The following is a 14804-nucleotide window of genomic DNA, read 5'->3' as shown; positions in this document are numbered from 1 at the left end:
ACTGTCCTACTTACATCTGCTTGGGGGGACTTCAATACCGCAGAGTTCCTCGGTTATCTTGGAAACCTTATGGGGCGAGATAGCTTGAAGGTACATTACTGCCAGGGCGAGTCTTAGCGCTCTCGCGGCTCGGAAGATCGCTGAGGGGAAAACTCTATATCGCAGGTCATCGTTGTTCTCCTTTCTTATTCATTTCCGCAAAAATTAAAGAAAAAAAAGATGGCCAGTTATAGCCAAGACTTGTCTGAGTTTACATAAAAAAATGTGCTCCACCGCGCTTTTCGCCCGATTTGACACGGGTCGTCTCAGGACGTACTATGCAAGCATGTATACCTGCGATTCTTGGATAGAGCGATGAATCATAATGGGAAAGTACGATGAGTGCTCTTTTCTCTTTGGATATTATTAATATAGCCGATTTGATGGTGGGCCGATGGTATGAAGCACTAAAGATCTGGTCGGGAGACCTTATTCATACCAAAGGGCTTTGCGATTCAGCAATGATGGACTGAACGATGAGACGCCTTCTAATGTTACGTCTTTTAGTGCCACTTCTTCTACTCTGTTGTTTGGTTCCTTTGAGTCTGTGGGGAGCTGAACTACGTACCTTAGAGATAGAATATTCTTTCACCCCTCCAGATTATTCGGGAGGGAGCCACGTAGGGTATCGGCTGTATAAAGAAGGTCAGCTGGCCTGCGAAACTGCTGATACAGTGACCAACCCAATGGTCTGCGACATAATGACGGACAGCGGGACTTTCGACTTCACCCTAACGGCATTATATAGCGATAATACTGAAAGCCCTCCTTCCATATCGTTCTCGTACACTATCTCCACTCTTCCTCCAGGCGAAGTGTCAAAAACACTGGCTATAGAGTATTCGTTTACTGCTCCACCTCTATCAGGTGTAACGCATGTGGGGTATCGGTTGTACAAAGAAGGTCAACCGGCCTGCGAAACTGCAGACACAACCACCAACCCAATGGTCTGCAACATATTGACGGGTGTTGGGACCTTTGACTTCTCCCTGACTGCGTTATACAGCGACAATACTGAGAGTGCAGCCTCATCGCCATTCACTCTAACCATTACCGATACACCGCCAATTTTACCGCCTCCAAGCGCGGCCTTCACAGTCACGCCCACTTCAGGAGAGGCGCCACTTTCCGTATCGTTCGATGCATCTGCCTCAAGCGGGGAAATTGCGAGCTATTCCTGGGCATTTGGTGACGGCGGGACGGGAGTGGGGGGGAATGCCACCCATACCTATCAAGAGGCCGGTAACTACACGGCCACCTTAACCATTGCCGATGCGAGCGGTGTGACAGACACGAGTAGCGTTGGCATTAGCGTTGCCGAGCAACCACTCCCGCCTCTTGGTGCATCCATTTCAGCCATTCCCACCTCAGGAGAGGCGCCACTTTCCGTATCGTTCGATGCATCTGCCTCAGGCGGGGAAATTGCGAGCTATTCCTGGGTATTTGGTGACGGCGGGACGGGAGCGGGAGTGAGCGCTTCCCATACTTACCAGGAAGCAGGCAGTTATACAGCCACTCTGACCATAGCTGATGCGAGCGGTGCGACAGACACAGGCAGCGTTGGCATTAGCGTTGCCGAGCAACCACTCCCGCCTCTTGGTGCATCCATTTCAGCCACTCCCACCTCAGGAGAGGCTCCACTTTCCGTATCGTTCAATGCTTCTGCCTCAAGTGGAGAAATTGCCAGCTATTCCTGGTCGTTCGGTGATGGTGGATCGGGAACGGGAGTGAGCACTTCCCATACCTATCAGGAAGCGGGTAATTATACTGCTACCTTGACCATTGCCGATGCAAGTGGTGCGACAGACACAAGCAGTGTTGGCATTACCGCCGCGGAACAGTCGCCGCCTCTTAAAGCCTCGATCAGTACCGACACCACCTCCGGTGCGCCGCCCCTGGCAGTGGCGTTTAACGGAACCGGTTCAACAGGTGAAATTGTTTCCTACCAGTGGTCGTTCGGTGACAACAACCAGGGCAGCGGATCAGCTGTAGGGCACACCTACGAAGCTGCTGGCAGCTATACGGCAACATTGGTGGTCAGCGATTCCGCAGGAAACAGCAGTCAAGACACCGTCAATATAACAGTGGGAGAAACGGCCTCACATACATTGACCATAGAATATACTTTCAGCCCTCCGAACATCGCCGGGGTAGATCATGTTGGATACCTCTTGTATAAAGACGGACAACCGGTGTGTGAAACAGCGGAAACCACCGCGACACCGTTCAGTTGTGATATTACCAGCGAGGATGGAACGTTTAATTTCACCCTCACAGCACTCTACAGCGACGATAGCGAAAGTCCCCACTCAGCCCCATTCACCCTGAGCATAGGCACGCCAGCAGAACCGCCACTCAGTGCGGCCATAGTCGCGACTCCGCTCTCAGGTGATGCTCCGCTCTCCGTCTCTTTTGACGGTTCCGGCTCCTCAGGTGAAATTACCGCCTATGAGTGGAATTTTGGTGATGGCGGTCTTGGCCGCGGGGTGACGGCTGACCACGCATATGCAACTAAGGGTAACTTTACCGCCAGCCTGGTGGTGAGAGACCAGGCTGGTAACACCAATCAAGAATCGGTGATCATTAGCGTTCAAGAGCCGACAGAGCCACCTACCACCGAACCGCCGACGGCGGTGATAGCATCATCGAACCCAATCGGTGACAAACCGCATGACGTTTCATTTGAAGGGAACGGTTCCACCACGAACCAGCCACCGATAGTTTCCTACGAGTGGAATTTTGGTGACGGGAGCACTGCCATAGGTGAAGCGGTGGCCCATACCTTTAACGTGGCCGGATCCTTTGATACCATTTTGACGGTGACGGATAGTGCTTCGCTCAGCGATCAGGCGAGCACGCCTATACTTGTCACTGATTCAGGGTCGACGCCCAACGAACCACCGCAAGCAGTCATCTCTGTCACGAGTTCCAGGGGGGAAGTGCCATTTACGGTGGGTTTTGACGGCTCCGAATCAAGTGATGCTGAAGGAGCTATCGCCTCCTATAAATGGAGTTTTGGTGATGGCTCCACGGCTACCGGGGCGACTACTGAGCATATCTATACCATTCCGGGAACATACACTGCTACTTTGCAGGTTACCGATAGCGCCGGAGAGACTGGAAGCAGCTCCACGACCATCACCGCCCTTGAATCTGTTCTTCCAGAGTTTTACTTCGAACTTCAGGAAGTGCAGGTGCGGCAAAACTGGCAACGATTTGAGTTCGCTCAGCAATACAAGGACCCTGTGGTAATTGTCGGGCCTCCGACATACAAAGACTCAACTCCTGTGGCCGTTCAGGTGAGAAATGTCGACTCCACAGGATTTGAGATGCAGCTGGGCCGATGGGAATATCTCAAAGGTAAACACGCATGGGAAACAGTGACCTATATGGTCGTGGAAAGGGGTTCATACACCCTTGCTGACGGGACGAAGATCGAAGTCGGCACTTTTACGGCAGATAGCTCGTTTACAGAGGTAAAATTCACCGAGCGGCTTAATCGCGAGCCGGTGCTTCTTACCCAGGTGCTCACTGTAAATGAGTCAGGCGTGGTGGTCGGCAGGTTGCGTAATGTCGATCTGATCGGATTCGAATATCAGTTGCAAGGGCAGGAATCGACGCAATCAAACCATGGACAAGAAAGCATAGGCTATATCGCCTGGGAGAGTGGCTCCGGTTTCTTCCCGGAGAATCAATTGGCGTATGAAGCAGTTTTGACACCGAATTCGATTACAGATAGCTGGGCCACAATTACCTATCAAAGCGGGTTCTCTGATATTCCGCTATTTCTTGCCACAATGCAGACGACCAATGAGAGTGATACCGCTGCACTGAGAATGAAAGATGCCGGAACTTCATCTGTTCTGATAAAAGTTGAGGAAGAACAGTCTCAAGACCAGGAGGTGAGCCACGCTCCGGAAACGGTTGGATATCTGGTTATTGGTTCCACTCCGCCGGGACAAGAGTAAATAGGGGTAACAGGAAAAACTCTTGTTGATAAACTAACTCACGCATAAGTCAGCACTCAATATTCAGAATGGAATAGAGTTAAGCTAAGTGATGAAGACAAACTGATCAACTTATAAAACTGTTAACTATATTGTTTAAGGGAAAAAGGCAATGAAATCGTTCAAAACCGCTCGATATATCAAAGTGGCCTTAATCAATGCAACCTTGTTGTTGCTGACTGTTTTTCTGCTTCCACTTTCTACAAACGCTAAAGATGTTACTTTCCAGTGGACGGCAGTCCCCGAGCCACTAACCGGATACAGACTCTATTACAATTCGGGTGGAACGGGTGGGCCTCCCTGGGTGGGAACTGAGCTAAGCCAGGGGGCATCGCCTATCTTGGTCGGCAAAGTTACCTCGTATACTGTGACAGGGCTCTTGGAAGATGAGACCTATCATTTCGTGCTCACCGCCTTTAATGAAAATGGAGAAAGCGGGCAATCTGCAATGGTGACCGTTTCCCCACAGGATGCTCCGGTAATTATAAATATTACCGTGCAGTAGTAGAGGGGTAGTAGGTTTTTTTTATTAGGTGAAATTTCAGAGTGAATCACATGGAGGGAATGGCATGGGATATTGCTTAGCTACATATAGCAGAATTTGTAAAGTACGGGCTGGCACTATAATGAGCTGCTTACTCTTTATGTGTATTTCATTGTTAGCCTCCGGGGATATAAGTCAGGCAGCGGCGGTAAGTGGAGTCAAAGGAGTTGTTGCAGATGGGGAGGTCATCACTATCAGTGGTTCAGATTTTGGTGCAGCAGGACCTGACGTAATTCTCTTTGACGATTTTGAATCTGGGCAATCCGGTGCAAACATTTCCACGGGGCCGGGATCAGCAAAATTCGGTGGGTGGTCTTCGAGAGACGGTAGTTCCTATTATGGAACGACCGCATCAGTGAGCGGTTCACAATCGTTTACGTCTGATTATTCGGTACATTATGCTAACTGGATACAGGCGGATTTGCCAGCAAACACAAGAAATGTATTTATCTCCTGGTGGCTCTATCTGCCTTCGGGCAACAATTATCCAGGGGAAGGTTCATCGTCTGGAATAAATTGGAAACAAATGTGGCTGCAGGGCAGCAGCACGAATGATGACGATTTAATTTTGCCAGGAAGAGGTGGTTCCACATGGCAGATAAATGGAAATGAGCCTGATCCGGGGTATTCAAACTATACCAACGTTGATTTTGTCAAAGGTGAGTGGAAGAGGCTTTGGATATGGATGAAAGGTTCGACCTCCTCAACCAGCAATGATGGAGAGGTGAAGTTCTGGGAGTTGACCCAAGGTGGTGTCGTACAGCGAGAAAATGACCTCGGCGTTAATAATCTCAAGGCCGCAGGGGCTGGGGGGTATTGGGAAAGGGTTCGGCCAAATGGCTATGGGCGACAAACATCAAACTGTTTCAGTTCATTTGACGATATTTATATCGCGGCAGGGCCGTCAGCGCAGGCCAGGGTGGAAATCGGCAATGCTTCTACCTATTCAGATTCAACCCGGATGACGATTTTGACCCCAACGGCCTGGAGTAATAACAGTATTACCGCAACGGTTAATACTGGAGTTTTTTCAGCTGGCGAAGCAGCGTACCTATTCGTATTCAAGGCAGATGGAAGTGTAAGTTCAGGATTTCCTGTCACCATCGGCAGCGAGGGAGACGGTGGCGGAGTTGACACACCTCCCAGTTTGTCCTTCACTCAACCAACTACTGGTTCCAGCTATACGATCGAAACAGCAAACGATCAGGAAACGATCACGATTGCAGGGACGGCAAGCGATGATAGCATGATATCATCTGTCACTTACTCAACTGATACCGGGGTAACGGGCGAGGCCGTTACCGATGACGGCTATGCCAACTGGAATTTTCCGGTGACGGTTAACCAGGGTGAAACAATTGTCGTAACGGTAACTGCAACTGACGATGCGGGGCAAGGCACCAATAAGACGCTGACTATCACCTGTGTCTCCGGCCCGGATAGCGGGTCCATTGCCTGGGATGCAACCATACAGACAGGTGATTCTGTTTGGAAACACTCCAGCGTGAGATACTGCGTCAGGCTACTGATAGAAGGCGATAGCATAACGAGTGCCGCGAGCAAGATTGCTCTGAGTTTTCAAGGACGTGATTCGGGTGATTATACTATTCGAAATGTCTCTATCGCACAGAGGGATACTGCAGGGCGTGAGGGCGATGTGGTTGATGAGAGCTGGACCCAAGTGTTTTTCGACGGTGCTGCGTGGAACAATGCCGTAACTGTTAGTGCAAACACGGAAAAGCTGAGCGATCCGCTGAATTTCAACTTGCAGCCTGGTACCGATTATTATGTGACCTTTAAAATCGATGCTCCCTCTGTTTATCTTGTTCCACCGGCTGGCTATCGGGAACTCACTTTTTCGACTGAGGATCGAACCTACGATATAGATTGGGGTGGGAATGGGCATTGGGTAGGCGAGGACTATCATGCGTTCTCGAGGATTTATGTTTCTGATCCGGCTAACGTTCCTCCCACTCCGGATTTTCAACAGGCACCATAAGGTGCAGTTTTTCATACACTTTAAGAGAGTTTATGGTTGAGCGTATTATGAGCCATAACCTTCTCTCAGGTCAGCAATGGCGAAGGGGTGAAACCTTACGGTATACGTAGAGGAGGTTATAATGAAACAAGTGATCCTGTTGTCCATGGTCTTTTTGCTTCACGGTTCCTTTGCCTTTTCGTCAGTCTATAATTATGAATTTAAGGGGTTAATTACCTTCAGCGACTATTGGGAACAAAACGGCTTTGATCCATTTATCGAGATACCTACAGCTTTCAGTATATTTGGAATGTGGGGGGACCTCGGAGAAGAAGCATATTGTGAAATCGAGGAAGAAATATACCACAGTCTCAGTCCTACCCCTTTATTTGAGTTAGATTCTACTGAAGATTTTGATGTAATCTATTATCGTTTGGCAATTGACCATCCACTCGGTATATGGCACATTCATGGACTTGACTCATCTAAGGAGCTCATTTCAGACGATGGTTCGGTTAACTGGGATCTTTTTGGTGATCTTGATTGGCAGATTCTGTGGATAGCTGTTAATCATAATGACCCTGATTTGCCGGAGTACTGGGAGTATGACGGATTAATCACCTCGGTATCATTAAATGTAACGCCAGTTCCAGAACCGGCTACAGTCCTGGTCCTGGGGTTTGGAATAGTCGGGTTGGGTCTGATCCGTTGGAGAAACAGTTCGATAAATATTAATCCGGCGGGCAATTAGGGTTACGCAGCATACTGGATAGCCGGATGCTTAAAGTACTTTCTCACTCTGGCAGGCTTTTTCTGTAACATCCGCATATGGCCCCGAACTTTACTTTTCAGCTCTTCAACATTTCTTGAAGGCGATGAACTGCGAATCCCATTTTTTAAGTCACAATTGAGATATTCATCGGGATTCAGTTCTGGTGAATAAGAAGGCAGATAGAAAACCTCTATCTCATCTTCATGTCGTTTAAGCCATTCTTTCACTATTTTAGCATGATGTACTCTCAGGTTATCCAGAATCAGAAAAACCGTTTTCTTGGCATCCTTTATCAATCTTTTCACAAACTTGATAAGAACACGGGCTGTCATGCTTTCTTCATACGTCATAAAACGCACCAATCCCTGGTTGTTGATTGCTGATATCATGTTAAGGGAAAATCGTTTCGCATTGATCTCAACAACCGGAGTTTTACCTTTTGGAGCATAACCACGACTATGTTGGCAGTCATTTCTGATACCAGTCTCATCACCCCAATAAATTTCAGCGTCATCCTTTTTGGCTAATTTCCTGATTTCAGGGTACGTGTGGTCGAGCCATTCCTGCATCGCTTTTGGGCTTTGTTCGTAAGCTTTTTTGATCGGCTTTTGTGGGGTAAATCCCCAACGCTTCATGTAATCACCGATAGTTCTTATCGTGATTTGCTTGCGCCAGTTCTGGTATATAACTGATTGAATAGCTTTTCGGTTCCAGAGAGAAAAGGGCAACTTGAGCTGCCTTGGATTCTTTTCCGTTAACAGCTTTTTCAGCATGGCTTCCTGGCTCTCAGTCAACATTCGTTGCTCTTGGGATCCGCGTCCTCTCTTTTTCAACTGAATTGCATCGTCGCCACCTTTCTTCCATGCGCGAATCCACCGACACACTACGTTGTAATGTACTGATACTATTTCAGCGATTTCTTTACGGGATTTTCCGTCCTGGAAAAGTCGAATCACCTGAGTTCTGTTGTGTTGTTGAACTTCCCTGGGAAGGTTCCTGCCATCTGTATTTTTCATAGACAGATTATACCACGCAAGAACCTAAATGGCCCCCGGGTTAATAAAATTCGGGACCACTTCTTTTTTCAGCATCTGGGCCACTACATCTAAAGTGAATCTATGATTTCTAAAACTCGTTTGAAGTCTGTTTTCCAATTATATTGTAATCTTACTGCGTTATATCCATTAACTCCCATTTCAAAGTTTTGGCCCCAATCAGAAAAGGCTTTAATAGCATTTGCCATGCTATCAAGACTGCCATCAATATACACTCTTCCGCAATTGAAATTTTCTACCAGTCGTTTAAGGGGGCGAGCATTAGACACAAGAACCGGTTTTCCTACCGCCATATAGTCAAAAATCTTATTGGGAATAGTGTTGTCGGTGTGGCCATTTCGGGGATGAGGTATAATTCCGACATCGAATTCGGCTATCATGGCGGTTAGATTCTTGTGGTCAACCCAGCCATGGAAATGGATTTGGTGTTCACATTGAAGGGATTGCGTTAATTTTTTTAGTTCTTCCACATTATCTCCAGCACCTATAATCTGTAGTCTCGGTAAAGGAGTCATGTTTTTCAGTGTTGATAAAGTTTCAATAACTTTGTCAAGGCCTCGTCTTTTCGTAATAAGCCCTGTGTACACAATGTCTAAATATTTTTTCCCCAGGGTTACACTCGTTGGAGTCGGACATTGGCTTACATTCTTCAATTCGGGAGTATTCGACACTACATAAACATTATTTGGATTAGCACCTAACGACAGCAAATGGTTTTGCATTTCCTCTACAACAACAAAAATAACAGCTGAAGAGTTGGCTACGTTGAACTCCATCTTCTTGGCTAAATAGGGGTTCTTGAAAATAAATGATCTGATCTTCCAGCTGTCATTAAGGCCGACTTGTTTCCACATTTCAGGGTGGTTCTCCGCCATGTCAACTATGCAGGGGATTCCAGCATGATTTGCTTCACTCAAAGCAAGGGGTGCTAATGGTAGGTCACGAACAATAACCAAATCAATCTGATTGATAGATATTGCTTCTCTGATTGCTAATTTCCAAACGGGGTTAAAAAATGCCGGTATGCTGAAAAGAGATTGCCAGAATCTGCCTATTCTCGGATTTAAAACTCTTAGGCATAGAATATTTCCAATTTGTTCAGTCCTATCACTTCTGTTTAAATTCCGGCAAACAAGTGAGACATTATGGCCATGTATTGCTAGCCCCCCAAGGATTTTCTCAATTCGGACATCCCAGGGATAGTCTTCTGCATATATTCCCATAATATTCAAACTATAAACCCTCCAATGGTGAACGTGAGCTATCTCGGAGCACACTTTGCCGCTTTGACTTAGGGTTTTGACTAAAAAATCACGATCTGGTTTAACAACATAAATTTCAACCTTAAGTCGGCTTTTAGCCAATTAACGAGCAATTGCTCGTGTGTTGGCAGTCAATTACGCAAATTTGTACCCATAATGTTTCCTTAGTATTTTTTTCAGCTATTAGAATCAAGCAATGCCTTAACAACGCGACTAGCGGCTAAGCCGTCGCCATAAGGATTATTAGCCATGCTCATTTCCTGATAGCGATTTGAGTCGTTTAGGAGTCTGGTTACTTCAGTTACGATCCTCCCTTTGTCTGTACCGACCATTTTTACTGTTCCTGCCGTGACGGCTTCAGGACGTTCGGTTAACTCACGCATTACCAGCACAGGCTTCCCAAGTGATGGCGCTTCTTCTTGCACTCCACCAGAATCAGTGATTATCAGGAATGAACGGTTCATCAAATACACAAACGGCAAATAGTCTACGGGATCAATTAAATAAATATTATCTACCCTAGCTTGTCCGATAATTCGTTTTACGGGGTCTTGAACATTGGGATTCAGGTGAACTGGATAAAGAATCTCAACATCTGAATACATCACTGCAATTTCTACAAGTGCATGACAAATATCTTCAAATTTTTTCCCGAAATTTTCTCTCCTATGTCCAGTCACCAGAATTAATCTTTTGTTCGAATTAAGAAAAGAAAATTCATCAGATAATTTATTACCTACATTCTCATTAGTTACAATTTTTGAAATTGACTGAAGAGCATCAATCACAGTATTGCCAGTAATAAAAATTGATTTTTCATCTACACCCTCTCTGATCAAATTTTCTCGTGCTGCTGTTGTTGGTGCAAAATTAAAATCTGCAATACATCCGACTGTTTTTCTGTTAATTTCTTCTGGAAATGGAGCCCATTTATTGTGTGTTCTTAACCCGGCCTCAATGTGACCAACTTTTGTATGTGAGTAAAAAGCAGCTAAACTTGCAGCCATCGTGGTAGTCGTATCTCCATGAACCAATACGACATCAGGTTGTTGTTCAAGTAGGATCGGCTTTAAACCCTGCAAGACATAACAGGTTACATCATATAAATCCTGTCCCGGCTTCATAATATTTAAATCAAAATCCGACTCAATTTGAAAAAGTTTAAGCACTTGATCTAACATTAGTCGATGTTGGCCTGTAACACACACAAGACTATTTATGTCAGGGTGGCTTTTCAAAGCCTTAATAACCGGGGCCATTTTTATGGCCTCTGGCCTAGTGCCAAATATAGATAATATTTTCACAGCTATTCCCGTTTTAATCTAAGATCGTTAAAAATGTTGACTCAAATGGCATTCTACTCTTGAGATAACTCTAAAACATGAAAAAAAAGCTACTTCTATTGAAGCTTCCTGTTCATGTGACAGATTTTTCTGTATTTATCACGTAATTCGGACACAGTTGTCCACACGCTCTGAAGATATCAATTTTCAGGGGAAGTTTCTGATCTCTGACAACCTTATTACAGAACAGATTTTCAGCTTTCTTACGTGATGCATACCTCGTCTAATTTTCCCTGATCAGTTCCGTGCGCTATTAACCGGAGTATTGATTCCATAGAATCTACCCGGTACAAACGGAATGCTCCCCTGATCGTTTCCCAAAGGGCCCTCTTGGATTCTTCACGCTTCAGTGCCTATTGAAATAGCCAGCAACCAAGTTGTTGCGCTTGGTCCACGAGAAAAGCGAGCATCATCAGGATGGCAAAAATGCCACTCAGATTCTTCTTGCCAAGGCCATAATTATGCCCCAGATTATACCCTTGGTTCTTCAAGGTGTTAAATGTCTCATTCTCTATCTTCCAACGGGGACGCCCAGCACGCATGATGGAATACACATTTTCTGGGGTTATTTCGACATCGGTTACCCAACTGAACTTGGTAATTTTTTCATTTTTGCCAATTTGCGTATATTCAAGAACATTAACCAGAAGATCTGGATTCGAAGCATTTAAGGGGACATTGTTCAAAAACCTATAGAAATGTGCAGTGTTCCGATCTTTTGAATCAAGAGATTGAATTTCTGTCGCTCTACCTTCTTCACACGCCTTATTGAGCTCCACGAACAGTGCTTTGTGATCTCCTGGCTTGGCTCCTAAAATAAAGCGTAAATTGTGCTTTTTAAGTTCATTGATATGCGGAGCATTGCTGCTCAAACCGTCTTCCACAACAATAACTTTCAAGTGAGGGTGTTCCCTACGAAATTCTTTAAAGAACCGTTTCGCAGCTTTTCTTTCGCAATCAGCTTTCTTGGTACCATCTTTTGTCGTCATGATTTCAGGGAATACCGGGATGACGACTTTACAGCCAGGGTGTATAAAGGACGATGCATACATCTGCTGATAATAGCGAATGTTGCCGTTTCTGCTCTTTGATTCCCAACAATACGGAGAGGCGACTTTCTCCGATGAATAAAAACCGGCTCCATCGCAACTCCGTAGGTAATGGTCGTCAAAACACATCATCTTCTCGAAGTCCTTACCGCGTTGAAGGTGACGAAACACAGTGCGGAATGGACGACGTAAGGAAGATAAGGCCAAGGGGTCAAGTATTGTCCGCATTTGGCTGTCACAGGGTATGTTGGTTATTCCGAATATGCTATGGAGATTAGTTGGCTCATTTCTCCTTCGTTTGTCAAATGCTAGTAATGATGAATCCTTAAGCTGAAACATTGCCAGAGCGGACATAAGTGCATCATCAAGTGATATTGATGAATTCGCACTTCTGCTATCTGCAATTTGTTGAAAGTCTTCGCGTATCCCAGCGAACAGGCTATCTGCGTTTAGGTGTTTTCTCACTTTACGTTTGAATGTCTTTGTAAGCGTTATAGCTTTGGCTGAACTGTACTGTTTTGTTTTCATGTCGTTTCCTATGTATATATTTGTAATCACATAGAAAAACGCGATTTTCAGCAGCGGTTTTTGTCAAGTGAAAAACTGCCTCGCTACCAAAAAAATCATGCTATATTTTTTAGATGTTACATCATATATTGTGGTAAATGTTTACGAAAGTCCTCTATTGTGAATGACGGAATATTAATGAGTTAAAGTTGGGTCGGGAATTGCTGCACTTATTACTTGAATCTAGCGGCGCTTCAAATGTAGCCAAATCTGGTCAAATCGTCTTTGATTAGTTCTGTTAATGCCCTTACGTCGTTATCAGTGAAAGATTTCATCCAAGACAAATCCTCCCTAACGATTCCGTCGAACGATGTTCTCATTCTATTACCAAATAGATGATGATTAGTCGGTTGACCGATAATAGTCGAATCATACTCGATTCCAAGGAATTCACAAACTTCTGATAAGGTGTTTTCAAGTTTCTCGCAGAGATCTTCATAACGAACAACGAGTACCTCAACGTGCGGAAATCTCCTCTGGAATTCATCAACAATTGAAATGTATTTCTGCCAAGCAATGGCGGCAATATTGAGTTGGTCTGTTGAAAGGTTATGGTTTTTTAAATACGACCAGCAAAACCCTCTCCCATCACGAATAAGATAAATAATCTTGGTCTTATTCTGCTTGTATCGGATGAAAAGTTCTGCTCTGCGGATTGATTTGGTACCGTCGATATAACATGCTGAGTCATTATAGTAGGATCGTGCCTGTTTATAGAATTCCTGATGGATGTCAAGATAGCGGTTAAGGCGATTGCGTAGAGGAGTTCCGGGAGCCAGCAGAAGATGCATCAGCGAGAAATGTGGATTGAAACTGCAGATAACTTTGTTAAGTATCTTGAAAGAGGAAATATTGGGTAGTATCCGAAAATTATTGTTCCAATCACCAGACTTGGTTTTAAATGACGCGGTTGTTTTAATAAAAAAATCGCACTGGCGGATATGTTGACCGCAGGAGCAGATGTATACGTCCTTGTTGTTAGTATCATATTGAAAGGGGAATGTCTCACCATTGCAAACCAGCTTTGAGTGGTTGTTAAGCAATATTGCAAGCAAGGTCGCGCCGGAATACCAATTTGAAAAGAGGAAAACAAGGTTATGGTTCGAATTCACGATTTACCTATTATTTTTGGTAATAATTGAAAAAGCGTTTCTTAACAATCCCTTATAGGCTGCGACCCAAAGGGGATGATAACGTAATGCTTGCAGGTAGTGCTGAGTGGACAAGGGCACATTATCATCACGCCGAAAATATGCTCCACGATTACAATACGTGAAAGCATATGCCTTCCTTTCGAGGTAAGCAGGCACAGCTTCAGGGTAGTTTTTCTTGAACATTGCCATGATACGGTCAGAACATTGGTGACGTGTGAGTGTATTCTTAGACATTTGATCACTGTGACCGATTCGACTGATCAAAAGAGGAGCATCAATATATTCAAAGCAATAGCGTGTGGATAATCTAAGCCAGAGGTCCCAATCGATTCCCATGGGGAGAGACTCGTCAAAACCATTAAATTCATTAAAACAGTAACTTCTTACAATCGTTGAGGAAAAAGGTATAAAATTATCGATGAAGAGGCTTTTCGTCACATTTCCCCTGAAAGGTCGCAAAGTTTTAGGACGTGGTCCAGTTTCAACAGGGTTACCGGATTCATCAATAAAGCTCTGTCTAGCATAGACAACGCCGACTAACGGGTCATCAAATAGCGGAATTTGTTTTTCTAATTTTCTCGGATTCCACGTATCGTCGGCATCTAAAAATGCAATAAGAGTACCTGTGGCTTCCTGAATTCCGCGGTTCTTTGCGTTCGCCTGTCCACCATTAGATTGTCTGATGTAACGGAAGCGTTTATCATCAAGGAATGAAGTAGCTATATCCTTGGAATTATCTGTGGAACCGTCATCTATAAGAATGACCTCGAGATCTGAGAATGTTTGTGTTAAGACAGAATTCAGACAGCTGGCGAGAAAACGGCCATAATTATAGCAGGTAATAACTACAGAAACTCTCGGAGGAGGTGTCAGCTTATGAGAAATGTAGTAGTTAGCATGCTTTTCCATATAAACCTGGATGAATTAGGTGTTGGTCGGTTGCAGAAATTGGTCAAGAGTTGAATCCCTGTTTTCATCACTTAATTATGCTTAATTTCATGTTTAAACTTTGTGTGGTTGGGTGTTTATATGTA

At 44.9% G+C, this 14804-nt stretch carries 10 protein-coding genes; 4 read left to right on the top strand and 6 right to left on the bottom strand.

The window, feature by feature from the left end; translation table 11 throughout:
• Positions 1–854 precede the first annotated feature (854 nt).
• The 4 genes from FCL45_RS23575 (at position 855) to FCL45_RS23560 (ending at position 7319) form a co-directional block, all read left to right on the top strand.
• Positions 855–4007 carry a PKD domain-containing protein gene (locus FCL45_RS23575; RefSeq protein ID WP_176360093.1) on the top strand — a complete coding sequence of 1051 codons (3153 nt, stop codon included), beginning with the start codon at positions 855–857 and terminating at the stop codon, positions 4005–4007.
• Positions 4008–4158: 151 nt separating this feature from the next.
• A complete protein-coding gene (locus tag FCL45_RS23570) occupies positions 4159–4551 on the top strand; it encodes a fibronectin type III domain-containing protein (RefSeq protein WP_136799923.1) in 393 nt (130 codons plus the stop codon).
• A gap of 139 nt (positions 4552–4690) precedes the next feature.
• A complete protein-coding gene (locus FCL45_RS23565) occupies positions 4691–6589 on the top strand; it encodes an Ig-like domain-containing protein (protein WP_176360092.1) in 1899 nt (632 codons plus the stop codon).
• Between the two features lie 121 nt (positions 6590–6710).
• Complete coding sequence (locus FCL45_RS23560) at positions 6711–7319, top strand: PEP-CTERM sorting domain-containing protein (RefSeq protein ID WP_136799921.1); 609 nt, start codon at positions 6711–6713, stop codon at positions 7317–7319.
• Positions 7320–7321: 2 nt separating this feature from the next.
• Here FCL45_RS23560 and FCL45_RS23555 read toward each other — a convergent pair whose 3' ends face one another.
• From FCL45_RS23555 to FCL45_RS23530, 6 genes are all read right to left on the bottom strand, one after another.
• The gene (locus FCL45_RS23555) at positions 7322–8356 is read right to left on the bottom strand and encodes an IS630 family transposase (protein WP_136799920.1); all 1035 of its coding nucleotides are present in this window, start codon (positions 8354–8356) and stop codon (positions 7322–7324) included.
• An 89-nt stretch (positions 8357–8445) separates the two neighbouring features.
• Entirely contained in the window at positions 8446–9759 is a 1314-nt protein-coding gene (locus FCL45_RS23550; RefSeq protein WP_136799919.1) for a glycosyltransferase family 4 protein, read from the bottom strand.
• 74 nt (positions 9760–9833) lie between these two features.
• On the bottom strand, positions 9834–10961 hold the full coding sequence (wecB, locus tag FCL45_RS23545; RefSeq protein WP_136799918.1) for a non-hydrolyzing UDP-N-acetylglucosamine 2-epimerase: 1128 nt from the start codon (positions 10959–10961) through the stop codon (positions 9834–9836).
• Between the two features lie 392 nt (positions 10962–11353).
• The gene (locus tag FCL45_RS23540; protein WP_136799917.1) at positions 11354–12577 is read right to left on the bottom strand and encodes a transposase; all 1224 of its coding nucleotides are present in this window, start codon (positions 12575–12577) and stop codon (positions 11354–11356) included.
• Between the two features lie 233 nt (positions 12578–12810).
• Positions 12811–13407, bottom strand: a complete 597-nt coding sequence (locus FCL45_RS23535) for a sulfotransferase domain-containing protein (RefSeq protein WP_176360091.1) — start codon at positions 13405–13407, stop codon at positions 12811–12813.
• A gap of 324 nt (positions 13408–13731) precedes the next feature.
• Positions 13732–14679: a glycosyltransferase family 2 protein gene (locus FCL45_RS23530; protein ID WP_136799915.1), complete on the bottom strand. Its 948-nt coding sequence runs from the start codon at positions 14677–14679 to the stop codon at positions 13732–13734.
• Positions 14680–14804 lie beyond the last annotated feature (125 nt).

It is taken from the genome of Desulfosediminicola ganghwensis, from assembly GCF_005116675.2.
In the GTDB taxonomy this organism is placed as follows: domain Bacteria; phylum Desulfobacterota; class Desulfobulbia; order Desulfobulbales; family Desulfocapsaceae; genus Desulfopila; species Desulfopila ganghwensis.
Note: the sequence above shows the minus strand (reverse complement) of the source record. Positions and strands in the feature narration are given on the sequence as shown.